Annotated in this window: 17 protein-coding genes and 1 tRNA gene; 14 read left to right on the top strand and 4 right to left on the bottom strand. The window is 42.2% G+C overall.

Annotated elements, in window-relative coordinates; genetic code table 11:
* From GVT53_RS13935 to GVT53_RS13905, 7 genes are all read left to right on the top strand, one after another.
* Positions 1-795, top strand: coding sequence for an enoyl-ACP reductase FabI (locus GVT53_RS13935; RefSeq protein WP_166249119.1), 795 nt, complete (start codon positions 1-3; stop codon positions 793-795).
* A gap of 1 nt (position 796) precedes the next feature.
* Complete coding sequence (locus tag GVT53_RS13930; RefSeq protein ID WP_166249118.1) at positions 797-1234, top strand: 3-hydroxyacyl-ACP dehydratase FabZ family protein; 438 nt, start codon at positions 797-799, stop codon at positions 1232-1234.
* Positions 1231-2505, top strand: a complete 1275-nt coding sequence (locus tag GVT53_RS13925; RefSeq protein ID WP_166249117.1) for a beta-ketoacyl-[acyl-carrier-protein] synthase family protein — start codon at positions 1231-1233, stop codon at positions 2503-2505. The genes GVT53_RS13930 and GVT53_RS13925 overlap by 4 nt, the downstream gene beginning before the upstream one ends.
* An 18-nt stretch (positions 2506-2523) precedes the next feature.
* The gene (locus GVT53_RS13920) at positions 2524-2775 is read left to right on the top strand and encodes an acyl carrier protein (RefSeq protein WP_166249116.1); all 252 of its coding nucleotides are present in this window, start codon (positions 2524-2526) and stop codon (positions 2773-2775) included.
* Complete coding sequence (locus GVT53_RS13915; protein WP_166249115.1) at positions 2775-3317, top strand: 4'-phosphopantetheinyl transferase family protein; 543 nt, start codon at positions 2775-2777, stop codon at positions 3315-3317. Before GVT53_RS13920 ends, GVT53_RS13915 begins: the two co-directional genes overlap by 1 nt.
* Positions 3318-3476: 159 nt before the next feature.
* A complete protein-coding gene (locus GVT53_RS13910; RefSeq protein WP_166249114.1) occupies positions 3477-8600 on the top strand; it encodes a BspA family leucine-rich repeat surface protein in 5124 nt (1707 codons plus the stop codon).
* Complete coding sequence (locus GVT53_RS13905; RefSeq protein WP_166249113.1) at positions 8597-9304, top strand: hypothetical protein; 708 nt, start codon at positions 8597-8599, stop codon at positions 9302-9304. Before GVT53_RS13910 ends, GVT53_RS13905 begins: the two co-directional genes overlap by 4 nt.
* Before the next feature lie 39 nt (positions 9305-9343).
* Here the strand turns inward: GVT53_RS13905 and GVT53_RS13900 are convergent, their stop codons facing one another.
* Positions 9344-10027 carry a metal-dependent hydrolase gene (locus tag GVT53_RS13900; RefSeq protein WP_166249112.1) on the bottom strand — a complete coding sequence of 228 codons (684 nt, stop codon included), beginning with the start codon at positions 10025-10027 and terminating at the stop codon, positions 9344-9346.
* A 168-nt stretch (positions 10028-10195) separates the two neighbouring features.
* Here GVT53_RS13900 and GVT53_RS13895 point away from each other — a divergent pair, with 168 nt between their 5' ends.
* On the top strand, positions 10196-10609 hold the full coding sequence (locus GVT53_RS13895; RefSeq protein WP_166249111.1) for a 6-carboxytetrahydropterin synthase: 414 nt from the start codon (positions 10196-10198) through the stop codon (positions 10607-10609).
* A gap of 27 nt (positions 10610-10636) precedes the next feature.
* Positions 10637-10711 (top strand) — tRNA-Val (locus GVT53_RS13890).
* 6 nt (positions 10712-10717) lie between these two features.
* Here GVT53_RS13890 and GVT53_RS13885 read toward each other — a convergent pair.
* Positions 10718-10879 carry a DNA replication initiation control protein YabA gene (locus GVT53_RS13885; RefSeq protein WP_166249110.1) on the bottom strand — a complete coding sequence of 54 codons (162 nt, stop codon included), beginning with the start codon at positions 10877-10879 and terminating at the stop codon, positions 10718-10720.
* Between the two features lie 163 nt (positions 10880-11042).
* Here GVT53_RS13885 and GVT53_RS13880 point away from each other — a divergent pair, with 163 nt between their 5' ends.
* The gene (locus GVT53_RS13880; protein WP_166249109.1) at positions 11043-11249 is read left to right on the top strand and encodes a helix-turn-helix transcriptional regulator; all 207 of its coding nucleotides are present in this window, start codon (positions 11043-11045) and stop codon (positions 11247-11249) included.
* A gap of 55 nt (positions 11250-11304) precedes the next feature.
* On the opposite strand, the gene GVT53_RS13875 is transcribed toward GVT53_RS13880, so the two are convergent.
* Together GVT53_RS13875 and gldJ are read right to left on the bottom strand one after the other, a co-directional pair.
* Positions 11305-12579, bottom strand: coding sequence for a UDP-N-acetylmuramoyl-tripeptide--D-alanyl-D-alanine ligase (locus GVT53_RS13875; RefSeq protein WP_166250498.1), 1275 nt, complete (start codon positions 12577-12579; stop codon positions 11305-11307).
* A gap of 65 nt (positions 12580-12644) precedes the next feature.
* Positions 12645-14297: a gliding motility lipoprotein GldJ gene (gldJ, locus tag GVT53_RS13870; RefSeq protein ID WP_166249108.1), complete on the bottom strand. Its 1653-nt coding sequence runs from the start codon at positions 14295-14297 to the stop codon at positions 12645-12647.
* Between the two features lie 394 nt (positions 14298-14691).
* On the opposite strand from gldJ, the gene porV reads away from it, so the two are divergent.
* From porV to GVT53_RS13850, 4 genes are all read left to right on the top strand, one after another.
* A complete protein-coding gene (gene porV / locus GVT53_RS13865; protein WP_166249107.1) occupies positions 14692-15840 on the top strand; it encodes a type IX secretion system outer membrane channel protein PorV in 1149 nt (382 codons plus the stop codon).
* 78 nt (positions 15841-15918) lie between these two features.
* Complete coding sequence (cdd, locus tag GVT53_RS13860; protein ID WP_166249106.1) at positions 15919-16410, top strand: cytidine deaminase; 492 nt, start codon at positions 15919-15921, stop codon at positions 16408-16410.
* A gap of 81 nt (positions 16411-16491) precedes the next feature.
* The gene (pdhA, locus tag GVT53_RS13855; protein ID WP_166249105.1) at positions 16492-17490 is read left to right on the top strand and encodes a pyruvate dehydrogenase (acetyl-transferring) E1 component subunit alpha; all 999 of its coding nucleotides are present in this window, start codon (positions 16492-16494) and stop codon (positions 17488-17490) included.
* 4 nt (positions 17491-17494) lie between these two features.
* Positions 17495-19156, top strand: coding sequence for a pyruvate dehydrogenase complex dihydrolipoamide acetyltransferase (locus GVT53_RS13850; protein ID WP_166249104.1), 1662 nt, complete (start codon positions 17495-17497; stop codon positions 19154-19156).
* The last annotated feature ends 78 nt before the right edge of the window (positions 19157-19234 follow it).

Here is a 19234-nt window from a genome sequence, read left to right as displayed (position 1 = left end):
ATGAAAGAATTTACAGATAAAAATTATTGGGCCTTAATACTCGGCGGCAGTAGTGGACTGGGTCTGGCAACGGCAAAAAAATTGGCCAAACACGGCATGAACATTTGTGTGGTATATCGCAGTCCCCGAATGCAGGAAGAAGCAATTCTCGAAGAGTTTAAAGTGATGGAGCAAGAGGGCGTTCAGTGTAAAGCATTCAACACAGATGCTTTCAATCCCCAGAAAAGGGAGGCGCTGATCCAAGAATTGAAATCAATTCTGGGGAATAACCACAAGATACGCGCCATGGTGCACAGTGTTGCCAAGGGCAACCTAAAACCCATGGTATCGGATGGGGAATCGGAGCTAAAGCATGATGATTTTACCTTGACCATTCAAGCAATGGGCATTAGTTTGTACGATTGGACCAAAGAAATATTTGAAGCAAAGCTTTTCGCATCCGACGCTCGAATAGTCAGTTTTACCAGTGAAGGCAATTCCAAGGCATGGCGCAGCTACGCAGCTGTTTCTGCGGCGAAAGTGACCCTTGAGGCCATTACCAGAAATATAGCCTTTGAGTTTGCGCCCTACGGAATCAGGGCCAACTGTATCCAGGCAGGGGTAACGGATACGACATCTTTGCGCATGATTCCCGGAAGTGAAAAAATTATACAATATACCTTAAAACGAAATCCCAATAAACGTTTGACTACTCCTGAGGATGTGGCCAACGTTGTTTATTTGCTAACAAAGGACGAAGCCGCTTGGATTACGGGAACGGTGATTCCTGTGGATGGTGGCGAACACTTGGTGTAACATGGAGGCAGAGGAAATCATAGCATTATTGCCCTATCAATCCCCATTTTTATTCGTGGACGGGATTGAGACCATTTCTGAACACCACATAACAGGGCACTATACCTTTAAAGAGGATGAATTCTTTTACGAAGGTCATTTTAAGGGCAACCCTATCACCCCGGGTGTAATTCTGACGGAATGTATGGCGCAGATCGGTTTGGTTTGTTTGGGTATGTATTTGGTTAAGGATGAGTTGAGGAACAGCCAAAAACCACAGATTGCCTTGACCTCCCATCAAATGGATTTTTATTTGCCCGTCTTGCCGGGCCAAAAAGTCATTGTACATTCCGAAAAGGAGGTATTTCGATTCAATAAATTGAAATGTAAGGTAAAAATGCTGAACGAAAAGGAGGAACTTGTGGCGAGAGGGATAATTTCGGGAATGTTGAAAGTATGAAGCATCGCGTCGTCATCACAGGAATCGGAGTAGTTGCACCAAACGGTGTGGGTATTCCACAATTCACGGAGGCTTTGAAAGATGGAACTTCCGGTATCTCGTTCCATCCACAATTAAAAGAACTCAATTTTTCGTGCCAAATAGGAGGTGTCCCAAACATCACGGAGGAATTGAAATCCCACTATTTTACAGAATTGCAGTTGCGGGGATTTAATAGTTCCGGCATTTTGTACGGTTGCATTGCCGGTATTGATGCATGGAAAGATGCTGGATTTGATAAGCATCCGGAGAGCGAGCTGGATTACGACTCAGGGCTTATTTTTGGGACAGGCACATCAGGCGTCGATAAATTCCGGGAAGCCATTTATCAACTGGATGACGGTAACGTAAGGCGTTTGGGCAGCACAGTTGTTTTGCAGACCATGGGCAGTGGTGTTAGCGCTTATTTGGGCGGTATGCTTGGGCTGGGCAATCAGGTGACTACAAATTCATCGGCCTGCACAACAGGTACGGAAGCTGTTTTAATGGGATACGACCGTATTGCGAGCGGAAAGGCGAAAAGAATGCTAGTAGGTAGTTGCAGCGATTATGGGCCCTACGTTTGGGGCGGGTTTGACGCCATGCGGGTGATGACTTACAAACATAACGACGAACCGGAAAAAGGCTCTAGGCCCATGAGTGCCACGGCATCCGGTTTTGTGCCAGGGAGTGGTGCGGGAGCTTTGGTGTTGGAATCCTTGGAATCTGCAATGGAACGTGGTGCGACGATTTATGCTGAGGTTTTGGGCGGAGAAGTCAACTCTGGAGGGCAGCGCCAAGGCGGCACCTTGACCGCACCAAATCCGGAGGCCGTGCAACGATGTATAAAAAATGCCTTGAAAAATTCAGGAATAAATCCGAATGAAATAGATGCTATCAACGGCCATCTGACCGCCACGTCCAAGGATGCCCTGGAAATTGAAAATTGGACCAAGGGATTGGGGAGAAACGGTGATGATTTTCCCTTTATCAATTCGACCAAATCATTGATTGGGCATTGCTTGGCCGCGGCGGGCGCTATTGAATGTGTGGCCAGCATTGTTCAAATTAAGGAACAGTTTATAGCGCCGAACATCAATTGTGAAGATCTCCACGACGAGATCAAGGCCATGATTGCTGCAGCGAAGGTGCCGACCAAATCCATGAATCACCAAATTGATGTGGTCGCCAAGGCCAGTTTTGGTTTCGGGGATGTGAATGCCTGTGTTTTATTTAAGCGATTTAAACCGTAACTTACCTTTCAAAAAAATATGAAGAAAGAAGAATTGATCGCCAAATTAAAACCCATCATCGAACCTTATGTTCAAGATGAAGAAGCTTTCAAAAACCTCTCCGAAGACACAGATTTTGTAAATGACCTCAAGATAAACTCAGCGAATTTGGTGGACATTATTTTGGATATTGAGGACGAATTTGATATCCGCTTGGAAAATGAGGATATGGAGCAAATGCTTGATGTAAAGTCGGCCATGGGCATAGTCACCACCAAAATGGGCAAGTAATGGTCGGAAACGACATTGTTGATCTTGCTGAAGCGAGGTATGCTTCAAATTGGCAACGACCACGGTTCTTGGATAAACTTTTTTCAGAATCGGAACAAACATATATCCAAAATACAGCAAACCCATTTCGAATGGTCTGGCGATTATGGAGTATAAAAGAGGCATCCTACAAACTTTACACGCAACTACATCCTGTTCGTTTTTATAATCCCAAGGCGTTCGAATGTGAAACCAACCATAATTCATGGGTTGTGGGATTCAAGGATTTCCAATGTTATATTGAAACAACGGAGACAGCCAATTACATACTGTCAGAAGCAAGGTTGAATCGACAAAACTTGGGTTCTAACATCATCAAATTTGAAAGTACGGGGCAAAAGCAGCAGAGCAATGAGTTGAAGGAAAGGCTGCTCAGTTGCGTTGCTGATTCCTATCAGCTAGTAAAGAACGAAATGGGAGTTCCCGCATTGACGAATGGGGAACAAATACTTTCTGTAAGCCTTACCCATCATGGAAGCTATGGTGCCTTTGCCATAGGATGATTGTTGAAAGAATTGCACATATTATGATATCTAATGAATCTAAAAGCACAAAACGTGTTTTGAACAAAAACTGACTTCATAAGAAAAATATTACGTTTTATCGAAATGTTTTTTCACGTTAGCTTTTAAAAATGTAAGTTTCCACAGCTAAACTAACGCATGAAAAAATTCTACTTCTCAATCCTTTTGGGCCTGGTTCATTTTATGGTATCTGCCCAAACGGAATTTATCACTACTTGGAAGACCGACAATCCAGGAGTATCAGCCGATAATCAAATTACAATTCCCACTTTTACGGGAGAAACCTACAACTATACTGTTGATTGGGGCGATGGCACTTCCGATTCCAACGTATCAGGTGATATCACGCACACATATGGAGTTCCCGGCACTTATCAAGTTTCCATTTCTGGCACATTTCCACGAATATACTTTGAGGCACAAATGGTCTCAGGTAGTTCTGGATTTTTAGTTAATGGACTTGACGATAACAATAAATTGTTGAGCATAGATCAATGGGGTTCTATCCAATGGAGTTCTATGCAAAATGCATTTTTTGGTTGTGAGAACATGGTGATCAACGCCACGGACATCCCCGACCTTTCAAACACTGATAATCTTAGTTCCATGTTTAGATTTTGTTCCTCTCTATCTACTAATGAAGCTATGAGAAATTGGGACGTAAGTTCTATTACTTCCTTTTATAGTATGTTCGAGTATGCAATACTTTTTAATGAAGATATAGGAGGTTGGGATACGTCTAATGTCGGGGGGATGGGGTTTATGTTTTCTGGAGCTGAATCTTTTAACCAAGATATAGGAGGTTGGGATACATCAAATTTACGCGATGCACAGTATATGTTCCAAACAGCATCTGCGTTTAACCAAGATGTTTCATCATGGAATTTAGAGAACTTGATATTTATGAACGGTATGTTTTCCGGGGCAAGTTCTTTTGATCAGCCTATCGGCAGTTGGAACGTTTCCAATGTTACCAATATGGCCAATGCGTTTAGTGGAGCTACTTCATTTAATCAACCTATTGGAGAATGGGATGTTTCCAATGTAGAAAGTATGAATTCACTTTTTGATCAAGCTATGTCGTTTAATCAAGACTTAAGTGCTTGGGATATGTCCAACGTAGTGGATTTGGGCAGTATGTTCCAATTTGCACAGGCGTTTGATCAAAATTTAGGTGATTGGGATATTGGCAACGTAACAAGTATGTCCAATATGTTTTCCTTTACGAAACTTTCCCAATGGAATTACGATAATACTCTTATTGGTTGGTCTAACCTTCCAAGTTTGCAGAGTGGAGTTCAATTAGATGCTGGACGCAGCACATTTTGTAACGGCGAAATGGCTCGGACATTTCTTATTACCGATTATGGTTGGACCATTACGGATGAAGGCAAAGGTTGTCCGTTTGTTACAACTTGGAAGACTGACAATCCTGGAGCTTCAGCCAGTAACCAGATTAGTATTCCTGTTTCCAATGAATCACTTTATGATTATGCAATAGATTGGGGTGATGGCACTGTCGATACTGATGTGGTTGCAGGTATTACTCATACATATTCAGCTCCAGGAACCTATGAAGTTTCCATTAGCGGAGACTTTCCCAGGATTTATTTTAACGAATCCGGCGATGCAGATAAGCTTCTTAATATCAAACAGTGGGGAGATATTGCTTGGACTTCAATGGAATCCGCCTTTGCAGGTTGTTCCAATCTTGCGGTTGGGGCTACAGATGCCCCAAACCTATCGAATGTTACGAGTTTACGCCGAATGTTTTATTACTGTAACTATCTCACTTATGATTATAGAGATACCCGGGAATTCTCCAGCTTTAATGGAGTTGAAAGTTTTGATTCTTGGGATGTGAGCACAATCACGGATATGTCCTACATGTTCGACAAGTCTTCATTTAATCAGGATATTTCGTCTTGGGATACGAGCAATGTAGAGGACATGTCATATATGTTTTTTAGTTCTAGTTTTAATAATGACATTAATTCATGGGACGTAAGCAATGTAGTGAACATGGCGGGGCTGTTTAGCAGCGGTATGTTCAATCAGGACATTTCTGACTGGGATGTAGGTAATGTTGTTAATATCGATTTTATATTTAATAGCACCTATTTCAATCATGATATTACCGGTTGGAATGTTTCGAGCCTTGTAAGTATGCGAAATGCTTTTAACCAAGGCCACTTTGATCAAGATTTAAGTTCATGGGATATTTCCAATGTGTTGGATATGAGTAATGCTTTCGATGATTCGGATTTATCCAGAGAAAATTATGATGCTATACTGATTGCTTGGTCGCAACTTCCGGGATTAAAGACGGGCGTTACTTTAGGGGCCAATGATGCTATATACTGTACGGCCGAAAACGAAAGAGCTACCTTAATCAATGATTACGGCTGGACCATAAACGATTATGGGATTGACTGTGAACCCGAAGTACCTTTTGTGACTACTTGGAAGACGGATAACCCAGGTCCTTCAAATGACAATCAAATAACTATTCCAACAAGTGCAACAGATATTTATGACTATAGGGTAGATTGGGGAGATGGTACTTTTGATGAAGCAGTTACTGGAGACATTACCCATACGTATGCACAGCCTGGAGTATATGAGGTGTCGATTACTGGAAAATTTCCTAGAATATATTTCAACGGTTATGAATTTGGTCCCCAAACCTCCGATGATTTAAAATTATTATCCGTGGATCAATGGGGTTCAAACCGTTGGAGGTCAATGGGTTTTGCATTCTCAGGCTGTGAAAATATGGATATTACGGCAACGGATATTCCCGATTTCTCAAGAGGAGTTTCCTTAAGTGGGATGTTCTGGGATGCCAAATCCTTGAAGGGGAACGCATCTATTGCCAATTGGGATATTGAAAAGGCGACATATATGAACTTTATGTTCAGAGGAGCCAGTAGTTTTAATGGTTCAATTGGAGAATGGGATGTTACCGGAAAGAGAGATTTCTATGGAATGTTCGAAGATGCCGAATCGTTTAATCAAGATTTGAGCAATTGGAATGTTCAAGAGATGGAAAATATGACCAATTTGTTCAAGGGCTCTGGCCTTTCAAATACGAATTATGATAAAATCTTGATAGGTTGGAGTCAGTTGCCATCTTTAAAAAGTGGGGTGCAATTGGGGGCTCCGGACAATTATTATTGTAGTGCCGCGGATGAGAGACAATATTTAATTGACACCTATGGATGGGTAATAGACGATGCAGGTGCCAACGAAACGTGTTTTTTTGTGACTACATGGAAAACAGACAACCCCGGGATTTCTGCGGATAATCAAATTACAATTCCTACCCATCCTGATGAAACCTACAACTATACTGTTGCTTGGGGCGATGGTACTTCTGATGAAAATATAACAGGTGATATTACACATACTTATGCAACTGCAGGAACCTATCAAGTTTCGATAAGTGGAAAATTCCCAAGAATATATTTCAATTATTTTCCAGAAGATGAGGCAAAGGATTACGAAAAGTTGATTTCAGTAAGTCAATGGGGCGACCTTCAATGGAGTTCAATGGCCGATGCCTTTGCGCGTTGTACAAATTTGGACGTTGTCGCAACTGATGTTCCAGATCTTTCCAATGTTGAAGACATGGGTTATATGTTTAGGGCTTGCAGTAGCTTGGTAGGAAAACCGAATTTTTCGGATTGGGATGTTTCAGGTGTCACTACAATGTTCGGTGTCTTTCTTGACGCGCCATTGTTCAATCAAGATATTGGCGGTTGGGATGTTTCCAATGTCACGGATTTGGGAGCTATGTTCTTGGGAGCATCATCCTTCAACCAAGATATATCATCATGGGATGTTTCCAACGTTACCCGAATGGTTAATATGTTTAGTGGTGCCAGCTCATTTAATCAAGACATAGGCCTCTGGGATGTTTCCAGTGTTGATGATATGGCCTACATGTTCAGATCTGCAAACAGTTTTGATCGGTATATAGGAAGTTGGAATGTTTCAAATGTAAACCGGATGGAAGGGATGTTCATGGGCAATAGGGTTTTTAACCAAAATATATCGTCATGGGATGTTTCCAATGTCAGCAGTATGGCGGTTATGTTCCTGTGGACAGATCGCTTTAATCAGGATATATCTTCTTGGGATGTGTCTAGTGTCACAGATATGGACAGTATGTTTCAAGAAGCGGTCGCTTTTGATCAAGATTTGGGTAAGTGGGATGTCTCTAATGTAACAAATATGGATTGGATGTTCCTTGGCGTACAGCTATCCAATGGCAATTATGATGGAATATTAAATGGATGGGGTTCCCTTTCAAGTTTGCAGACTAATATTAATTTTGATGCTGGCTCAAGTCAATATTGTGATTCTGAAGAAGCACGACAAAATCTTATTGATAACTTTGGCTGGACAATCATCGATGGCGGCAAGGTCCCTTTTTGCAACGAGGACAATGATGCCGATGGAGTTTTGGACCATCTGGACCTTTGTTTGAACACCAATCCAGATGCTGTAGTGGATGAATATGGATGTGAAATTATTCCAGCGGATGCCGTCCAGGTTTATGTATTGACACCTAGTTGTATCGATAGTACGGATGGGGCAGTACATATTTTGATGGATGTACCGGGTCATTTGATGGATATTTCAATATCTGGTAATTCTTACTCCAATCAATTTGATGATGTAGCATCCGGGCAGGAATTTGAAATTGGTAATCTATCCGCAGGAATGTATACCATTACCGTTTCCATACCTGAAATTTTGTTCGAACAAACTTATGGTGCCACTATAAACAGTTTGTCTTCCATAACGGGAAAAAGAGCTTCGACCGATTCCAAAAATGGTACCGTTTTATATGAGGTAGCTGGAAGTAAGAATTATGATGTTTTGATAAATGGGGAGAAAAAAAGCTACTCCTTTGAAAATACAGGAAGGCAAAACATTCTGATTGAGAACTTGTACGGTCAAAGTGAAGTTTCCATTTCAGGTGAGAATGCTTGCCAAGGCATTGTGTCCGATAGCTTTTTTATTGGAGACGCCATTCAAGTGTATCCGACCATAACCTCATCCCGAGTAAATATAATGACCAATAAAAGTGTAATTAACACAATGGTTTTTGGTTTGGATGGAAGGCTTGTCAGGGCTATCAATTATGATCAAAACAACAAAAGTATAGATGTTTCCACCCTGAAATCGGGAGTTTATTTCTTGCAAATGGAAGTTGAAGGACATATGGAAACCGTAAAAATTGTAAAGCGATGAAGACAATGAAGTCAATTGCCCAGATGATATGTTTTTGTATGACCCTTATTCTTTGCTCTTGTGGGGGAGGAAGCGGAGGGGAACAACCGCCCCCGGAACCTGAACCCAGTAATGATTTGCCTTTGAAAGTAACAGGAACATTGCCTGTGAACGGGGAACCTTGTTCCGATTATGAAGAAGTACCCTCGGACGATTCCATGGTCTTGATTGCTTTTAATTGGAACGAGGCGCAATTTGCGGACAATTACGAATTAGCTGTTATGGAAGGTAGTTCTGAGGTATTCAGCAATATGTATTCCAATTTGGAGGCCCAAGTGGAACTGCAAAGAGGGAAGACCTATACTTGGTCCGTTACAGCAATCAATGAGTTTGGGAAAACACCAGGAAACACCTATTCTTTTACCACCCCTGGAATACCAGTGGGCAATTACGCACCCTACGCAGCAGAAATAAGCGTTGCGTTTAATACCGAAACAATGGAAATGTCTATAAGTTGGGTTGGTAGTGATGAGGACGACGATGCGCTTACCTATGACATAAAAATTCTTGAAAACGAAAATATTATATTGGAAGAAACGGGTGTCGATGCTAATATTGTCGACCCAATCCAATTTATTGATGGGGTCGACTATTCGGTTGAAATAATCTCCAAGGACACTTCTGGCAACTTTTCGATTTCGACGCGGAGTTTTAAGGCTCCCTAAGAATTAGAAAGCCTCCGAAAGTCGGAGGCTTTTTTGTTTTTATAAGTCAATGGACTCCCCAATATCGGGCAGAATCAATTTTTTGCCTTTCTTCTCAAAATATTCCGCAGCTTTGGATTTATCCAATTTAATTGGGGGGAAAGTGTCGTAATGGCAACCGATGACTTGGTCACATTTAATAAAGTCGCTTGCAATGGTCGCATCCTCATAGCCCATTGTAAAATTGTCGCCAATCGGTAAAATGGCCATATCCAGTTTTGGGCAGGTCATAGGAATCAGTTCCATGTCCTTGGTCAAGGCAGTGTCGCCAGCAATATAAATGCATTTGGAGTCGTCCCATAGCACAAAGCCTCCAGGATTTCCGCCATTGCTTCCGTCGGGCAGCATACTGGAATGAATAGCGGTCACGTATTTGGCCGTTCCAAAATCAAAGGTGTATTTTCCTCCATGGTTCATACCGTGTCCATCGATACCTTTATCGCCAAACCAACTCACCACCTCAAAATTGGAAACCAATAGGGCATCAGGATTGTTCTTGGCTATGGCTTCCACATCAAGCACATGGTCTTGGTGGCCATGGGTCAGAAAAATATAGTCGACTTTAAGGTCATCAATATTAATATCGGATGCCATCTCGTTGCCGGTGATAAAAGGGTCGACCAAAATATGTTTTCCGTTCATCTCGATCAAGAAAGAAGCGTGTCCTAGAAAGGTGATTTTCATAGTATAGTATTTTATTTCATATGTTATTTTGAAGGCAATTCGCCCATCCTATAAAGTTAACAAGAAGAAGATGGAATATCAATTCAAATGGGAAACGTTCAGAATCCTTTTGCACATTTTTTTGAACCAATAAAATAGGATTGCAGAAAAAGAACTTAACTTTGCAGCATGATTGCCACGATTTGTAGAAAAGCACATTTTAACGCCGCGCACAGGCTCCATAACCCAAAATGGAGCAAGGAAAAGAATATTGAGGTGTTCGGTAAATGCAACAGTCCTAGCTTTCACGGTCATAATTTTGACCTTGAAGTACGGATAAAGGGCGAGGTAGACCCCGATACCGGGTTTGTAATGGACCTTGCCGAGCTGGGAACATTGATCCATGATGAGGTAGAGGAACGCTTTGACCACAAAAATTTGAACGAGGATTGTCCGGAGTTCGAAAATCTGCTTCCGACAACGGAGTATTTTGTAAAAGTGATCTACGATATTCTAAAACCCAAGCTTAAAAAGGGGCAATTGTTGCATATTACCTTGCACGAGACATCAAAGAACTCTGCAGAGTATGGAGATTGGGATTAATTTCCGATATTGCACCCCGTTTTCAAAGGGATATTAGCTCAGTTGGTTTAGAGCGCTGCCTTGACAGGGCAGAGGTCACTGGTTCGAATCCAGTATATCCCACTTTTTCTACTCATATTCCGAAATTCTTTTTCTTAATTTTTGGTTACTGCGCTCCAAGCGTTCGTTTTGGTTACGTAAACCGCCCAACACCTTTTGCATGGCCTGTAGGCTTTCTTGTTGTAGGCTGATGATTTGTTCTAAGTCTGATCGGGAAAAACTTTTGCTCATAGTTATGTTTTTATCTCTAAAAAAACTTTAAAGGTCTATTTATCTCCTAATAAAGCATTTCAAAGTTATGTAAAGATTTTTAAATCTCCCAACAAGGCATATTTTAATACTTATAACAGTTGTTTTTCTTGATTATTTTTATTGCTCAATCACAGCAATTGCTATGGATAAACCATTTTACAATAGAATTAAAGCGGTTTTAGCCGAAAAGGGAAAAACCAATAATTGGCTGGCAGATGAATTGGATATGAATACAAATACTGTTTCAAAATGGTGCCGGAATGATATGCAACCAAGGGTTGAAACACTATTTCAAATCGCAAAAGCCTTGGATGTGGATGTCAGGGAGCTTCTCGTTTCCACAAAATGATGGTAATGCGGCACAGGAAAATTCGGATTCATGGTTTTATAAACGTAACAACCAATCATAACACCTCTAATACCCGCTCCAAAGCCATCCCCCTTGACCCTTTTATAAGCATTGATGCTTTTTCCAAAGGATTCTTCATCAAATGTTCCTTTAGGGCATCAAACGATTTGAATTTGTTCAAAGATGTTTTGGTCGCATAGAAATTTTCACCAACGAGGTATGTTTCATCAAATTGTAGCTCGTTGGCAAAATCTGCAATGGCCTGATGCTCTTCGGCCGCTGTGTTGCCAAGCTCGAACATATCCCCGATGATCAAAGTCTTTCTCTTGGCCTTCATTAAATCGAAGTTTTCCAAGGCAGCCCTCATGCTCGTCGGATTGGCGTTGTATGCATCCAGAATGATATCGAAACCATTTTTGGACAATAATTGTGACCTATTGTTTTCCGGACGATAACCCTCAATCGCCGATTTGATATCCTCAATGGGAACATTAAAATATTTTCCCATTAAAATAGCGGCGCAACAATTGGAAAAATTGTATTTGCCCACCAATTGTGTTTGTATTTGTGTTCCTTCCACCTCCACTGCCACATAGGGGTCGGCGCCGAGGAACTTTATGTTATAATATTGATGGTCACTGGAGCTAAAGCCCATTTTTTTGGTGTAGCTCGCTAACTTTTCCTTCTGAATATCATCGTCGGCATTTAAGAAAACATATTTGTTGTGGCCGATTAAATAATCGTAGAGTTCGCTTTTTCCTTGGATTACACCTTCCACGCCTCCGAAACCTTCCAAATGGGCCTTTCCAAAATTGGTGATATAACCAAAATCTGGCTGGGCAATGCCGCACAAGAACTCGATTTCCTTTTTGTGATTGGCGCCCATTTCCACAATGGCGATCTCGGTGTCCTCTTTTATGGACAGCAAGGTCAAAGGAACCCCGATATGGTTGTTAAGGTTGCCCTTGGTGGCTATGGTGTCATATTTTTTAGAGATAACAGCGTTGATAAGCTCTTTGGTGGTGGTTTTTCCATTGCTTCCCGTCAGCGATACGATTCTGGCCTTGGAATAATTTCTATGGTAGGTTGCCAACTGTTGCAAGGTGGCCAAAACATCTTCGAAAAGAAGAAACCTGTCGGAGGTTTTGAATTCCTCCTCGTCGATTATGGCGTAGGCAGCTCCATTGTCCAACGCGCTTTGCGCAAAGGCATTGCCGTTAAAGTTGGGGCCTTTCAAGGCAAAAAACAGACAGTTTTCGGTGATTTTCCGGGTGTCCGTACTTATGGTGGGATGCTCTAAAAATAGAGCGTGCAACTCTTTCATCGTCATAAATCGAAGATAAAAAAAAGCCCCGACCTTTTTGGCCGGGGCTTTTAAAATACTCAATAACTTTTTTATCTCGCCTTTTTGTGGCGTACTGTCTTTTTAGATCTGGATTTGGATCCAACTCTGGACATGGCACATCTAAAGCCGATATCGTCCGTTGCCATATATTGTGGCAAATATCTACGTTGTGCAGGGTCCAACCAGTAAGCGCGGTCTCTCCATGATCCACCTTTGTACACGCGAACCTCGTTGTTGATCAAAGATGTTCTGTAGTTGGATTCGTCATATTGGCGAACAATTTCACCATCCTCGTTGCGCTCAACCTGGTGCTTAGGAGAGTCGTACATTTTTTGGGTGTCGCCATCCTCTTCGCTAAAGCGGCTAAAGAATCTTGAAGATCCTGGATCTCCATCCCTAAAACCTCTGTTGTCACTTTTATCGAAGTTGGTTCTTAGGTAGGTTTCCTCTTCGGTTACCGGAACTTCCTTGATTTCCCCTGGAAGGTTGACAGCTACAATTTTACCGTTTGGCAAGGTGTCGTATACAATTTCATCCTTTAATACCTCAACTTTTCCGTCTTCGCCTATGGCTTTTTTCGTGAAAACGTTTCCGCGGTAATAGTTGAAATCGCTTATTTCATCATCAACTATTGGGCGATACACATCCGCAACCCATTCGTTTACGTTACCGGCCATGTCATATAGACCAAAATCGTTGGGCTTGTATGATTTTACCTGACCTGTGATATCGGCTCCGTCATCGGACCATCCGGCAATACCGCCGTAATCTCCTTTTCCTTGTTTAAAGTTGGCCAATTGGTCCCCTCTACCCACACGTTGACCGTTACGGGTATAGTCACCTTCCCAAGGATATTTTTTTCTACCTCTGTAGTTATTGTATTCTCTGGTTCCAACAAGTGCCTGGGCAGCATATTCCCATTCGGTTTCGGTAGGCAATCTGTATTCTGGCATAATTACACCACTGCTTCTTTTGGCAAAGGAGTTGATGGAATCTTTTTTCTGTTTTCCTTGTAGGGAATCAATCTCACCTCCATAAACGGACTCTGGATTGTTCAAGTAGGCCTCGGTACTGAAAGTACCTTCCAATTCGCCGTTCAATACTTTGTACTTGGTATCGTCGGCAAGGTAGCCCTCTCTTTCCAACATAACTTCGTTTACCCTATCGGTTCTCCATTCGGCATATTGGGTGGCCTGCACCCAGTTTACACCTACAACGGGATACTCCGCATACGCAGGGTGTCTTAGGTAGTTGTTGGTCATTGTTTCGTTAAAGCCCAATCGGTTTCTCCATACCAAGGTATCCGGTAGGGCACCTTGGTAAATATTTGCATATTTTGGGTCGTCCGGAGGGTACACCGCCTTCAGGTAATCCAAATATTCAAGGTACATCACATTGGTTACTTCTGTCTCGTCCATGTAGAATGACTGAACGTGCTGTTGTGTAGGCGTGTTGTTCCAATCATGCATAATGTCGTCCTGGACTTTACCTTTGGTAAAAGTTCCACCCTCTACAAATACGGTTCCTGGAGGAGTTTCTTGTTCTTTAAAATCCGAATTGTATTGAAAACCTCCCTCTTTGGCATTAATTTTCCAACCAGTGGCTCTGGAGACATTCTTTGATGAGGAAGAGTTTTTACAACTGGAAAAACTTCCCATCACTACGGCGCAAGAAAGTACAACTTTAATTAAGTGTTTTTTCATAATTTGGGCTTGAGTACTTTAAATCTCAGGGTTTTGACCCTCAGTATCTTCGACTTGTTTTGATTTTTTAAATCTTTCGATGGCATTAGAACGGTGTTTTTACCATTATATTTTGTGCTCATCAAATATTTCTGACATACAAAAAATGCAGCATGCCACACTTCACTAACGGAGAAGGTTACAAAATAGTATGAAGAGGATGGTTTTTAACGGTTATGATAGGAACTATGGATGTTTTCACACTTTTGAATCAAAATAGGATGTGATTTATCCCTACCTATTATTATAAATATCTACCTCAACATAAGAATTTCGTTAAAACACCGTTTATGTGTAATAAGTCCAAAAGAATTGTTTTGGATTAAATAACTTTACTAAACGCTAAATACTTAGAATGAGAAAGTTACTCGTATTGGTGTTGTTGGTCATCGTAGGGGCACCGTCGATGAGCGCACAACAAGAAAGAGCGATTACCACAGCAGTTCCGTTTTTGACCATTGCAGCCGATGCGCGGGCATCAGGTATGGGGGATATGGGTGTCGCCACCTCCTTTGATGCATATTCCCAACAGTGGAACCCGGCCAAATATGCATTTGCCAATAAAAAATCAGGTGTCGGAATAAGCTATACCCCGTACTTGGAAACCATTGTCAACGATGTTTCCTTGCTAAATGCCAATTATTATAACAAACTTAACGACCAAAGTGCTTTTGCATTTGGACTGCGTTATTTTGGATTGGGGGAAATCGAACTGAGACAGACCATAGATCAAGACCCAACTTTGGTAAAACCCAACGAGTTTGCTTTGGATGGCTCTTATTCCTTAAAATTGAGCCCAACATTTTCCATGGCCGTTGGAGGTAGGTTTATAAGTTCAAATCTAAGATTTCAGGATGGTGTGCAGGATTCACAGGCAGCCAATGCATTTGCCGTGGATGTTGCAGGATTTTACAGGTCCAGGGAGATTGCATACAGCAATTATGATGGCCGTTGGAGAGCTGGATTCAATATTTCCAATTTGGGAGGCTCTTTGCAATATGATGAAGGAGGACAGGAAAACTTTTTGCCGACCAACCTGAAACTGGGTGTTGGTTTCGATTTTATTTTTGATCAAGACAATGTTTTGGCCATCAATACCGAGTTCAACAAACTATTGGTCCCTACGCCAAGGGATTTTAACGGGGATGGTCAGATTACCACGGAAGACAACGATGAATATCAGAATATAAGTTTCTTTAACGGAGTTTTTGAATCTTTTGGGGATGCCCCGGATGGTTTCAGTGAAGAATTGAAAGAGGTGACTTGGGCACTCGGTGCAGAGTACCGATTTAGGGAAGCCTTTATGTTGCGAAGCGGTTACTTTAACGAAAGTGAGGAAAAAGGTTCCCGAAAGTTCTTTACATTGGGAGCGGGCTTCAAATTCAAATCGGCCCAAATAGACCTATCCTATCTGTTCTCGACCTCTCAGGTCAGAAATCCATTGGAAAACACATTGCGTTTCTCGCTCAGCTTTGATTTTGGAGAGGAATTCTTCAACGATTAAGGTGGTTTAAAATATATAATTGAAAACCTGTCCGTTGGGGCAGGTTTGTTTATTTTTGGGTATATCCTAAAAGATTACATGGAAAAAAAGAAAATTGGTTTTGAACTGCTCATTTTTGATGATGCATCGGAGTTGTCACAAAACGAACAAAAATTGTTACATGAAGCGTCCATGGCCAGGCAGAACGCATACGCTCCGTACTCCAAATTTAGGGTTGGGGCCGCTGTGTTACTCGAAAACGGAGAAGTGATCATTGGGAGCAATCAGGAAAATGCATCCTATCCTGCCGGTCTTTGTGCAGAGCGTGTCGCTATTTTTCATGCAGGGGCAAAATATCCCGGTGTAGCCGTAAAAACCATTGCTATCTGTGCTTCTTCCTCCAAAGATGGGACAGTTTCACCTGCAGCGCCCTGTGGCAATTGCAGGCAATCCATTATAGAATACGAACAAAAACAGCGATTACCAATTTCACTATTGTTAAGTTCGGAAACAGGGCCCATATATAAATGTAATTCCATGGCCGATATTCTGCCATTGGCATTCAATAGCTCATTTTTGGGCGATTCTTAATTCAATTCTTTTTCCAAAAGAGATATATATGTATTTTTGCTGTCCCCAGTACAGGGGAAATTCATTTAATTACTACTATAGATGAAAAAAATCACCAAAGAAGTTTACCTTAAATGGTACGAGGACATGTATTTCTGGAGAAAGTTCGAGGATAAACTGGCCGCCGTATATATTCAACAAAAAGTTAGGGGTTTCTTGCACCTTTACAATGGGCAAGAAGCTGTTCTGGCAGGTGCATTGCATGCCATGGACCTCGAAAAGGACAGGATGATCACTGCCTACCGGAACCACGTTCAGCCCATTGGTATGGGGGTAGACCCTCGAAGGGTTATGGCAGAACTTTATGGTAAAGTGACCGGAACCTCAAAAGGTATGGGCGGTTCCATGCATATTTTCTCCAAAGAACACCGCTTTTATGGTGGTCACGGAATCGTAGGGGGGCAAATTCCCTTGGGTGCCGGGTTGGCCTTTGGTGACAAATATTTTAAAAGGGATTCGGTAACACTTTGTTATATGGGCGATGGTGCCGTAAGACAAGGTTCGTTGCACGAGGCCTTCAACTTGGCTATGTTGTGGCAATTGCCAGTGGTTTTCATTTGCGAGAACAACGGTTATGCCATGGGAACCTCTGTGGCACGTACATCACATTCCACGGAAATCTGGAAATTGGGTCTTGGTTATGAAATGCCATGTAGCCCGGTGGACGGAATGGATCCTGCCATAGTTGCTAAGGAAATGGACAAGGCCATCGAGCGTGCCCGTACAGGAGGGGGACCAACTTTCTTGGAGATGAAGACGTACAGGTACCGAGGACACTCCATGTCCGATGCTCAGCATTACCGAACTAAAGAAGAAGTTGAAGAATATAAAAAGATAGATCCGATCACTCAGGTGAAAGATGTGATCCTTGAGAAAGGATATGCATCCGAGGACGACCTTAAGAAAATCGATAAAAAAGTGAAGGACCTTGTTAAGGAGTGCGAGAAATTTGCCGAAGAGTCGGATTTCCCACCAAAAGAACAATTGTACGACACCGTTTACGAGCAAGAAGACTATCCATTTTTACAACATAAATTATAATTAGATGGCAGAAGTAATCAACATGCCTAGATTGAGCGATACCATGGAAGAAGGAACCGTGGCAAAATGGCTCAAGAAAGTAGGGGACAAGGTAGAAGAAGGGGATATATTGGCCGAGATCGAAACGGACAAAGCCACTATGGAATTTGAATCTTTTCATGAAGGGACTTTGCTTCACATTGGAATCGAGGAAGGTGATGGTGCCCCGGTTGATTCACTTTTGGCCATAATCGGTGAAGAAGGTGAGGATATATCCGGCCTATTGAACGGCTCGGGAAGCTCATCCGATGCCCCAAAAGAAGAAGGTTCATCAGAAGATAAGGATTCTTCTTCCGAACAAGAGGAAGAAACTGAATCCAAGGGAGATGAAAGTAGCGAGCCTGCCGATATTCCCGAAGGAGTAGAAATTGTGACCATGCCCCGATTGAGCGATACCATGGAGGAAGGAACGGTCGCCAGCTGGTTAAAGAGCGTTGGGGACAAAGTGGAAGAAGGAGACATATTAGCCGAAATCGAGACCGACAAGGCAACGATGGAATTTGAATCCTTCTATTCCGGAACCCTTTTACATATTGGTATTCAAGAAGGTGAAGGAGCTCCCGTAGATTCCTTATTGGCCATTATTGGCCCAGAGGGAACCGATGTTGATGCTGTTTTGAACGCACAATCATCAGGAGGTTCGTCCAAAAGCGCTCCCAAAAAAGAAGCTTCCAAAGATGATGCTCCGAAAAAAGAAGAATCATCCCAAAAAGAAGAAACAGCTCCGGCCACACAAGATGGTCAGCGTATATTCGCTTCACCATTGGCCAAAAAGATTGCCGATGAAAAAGGCATCAACTTGGCAGATGTAAAAGGAACAGGCGATAACGGGAGAATCGTTAAAAAGGATATAGAGAACTTTAAGCCATCCGAAAAAGCAGCTCCTGCGGCAGAAAAAACCGAAGCGGCTCCCGGAACGGCACCAGTTGCACTTCCTGTTGGCGAAGAAAGCGTGGAAGAGGTTAAAAATTCTACAATGCGCAAGGTAATCGCCAAGCGTTTGGGGGAATCCAAATTCACTGCACCACATTATTACCTGACCATTGAGGTGGACATGGACAATGCCAAGGCATCCCGTGCGCAGATCAACAGTTTACCGGATACCAAAGTGTCCTTCAACGATATGGTCTTGAAAGCTTGTGCCATGGCCCTTAAAAAGCATCCGCAGGTAAATACGTCGTGGAACGGTGATTCCACGATCTATAAACATCACATTCACATGGGTGTTGCCGTTGCCGTAGATGAGGGTCTTGTGGTTCCTGTAGTTAAATTTGCAGATCAGTTGAGTTTGACCCAACTGGGAACTGCCGTGAAAGATTTGGCAGGAAGAGCACGGAACAAGAAAATAAAACCGGACGAAATGGAAGGAAGCACCTTTACGGTTTCCAACTTGGGAATGTTCGGTATTCAGGAATTTACTTCCATTATCAATCAGCCTAACTCGGCAATCTTGTCCGTAGGGGCAATCGTTGATAAACCGGTGGTCAAAAATGGTGAGATTGTGGCCGGAAGTACGATGAAAGTTACTTTGGCCTGTGATCATAGAACGGTCGATGGAGCTACTGGGGCCCAGTTCTTACAGACGTTGAGGGCTTACTTGGAGAATCCGGTGACCATGTTGGCATAGACCATCAATGGAGTACATTCAATAATTACATAATTTAAAAGCATCCTTTTTCAGGATGCTTTTTTTATCTTTAAAAAA

It is taken from the genome of Flagellimonas oceani (assembly GCF_011068285.1).
Classification (GTDB): domain Bacteria; phylum Bacteroidota; class Bacteroidia; order Flavobacteriales; family Flavobacteriaceae; genus Flagellimonas; species Flagellimonas oceani.
Note: the sequence above shows the minus strand (reverse complement) of the source record. Positions and strands in the feature narration are given on the sequence as shown.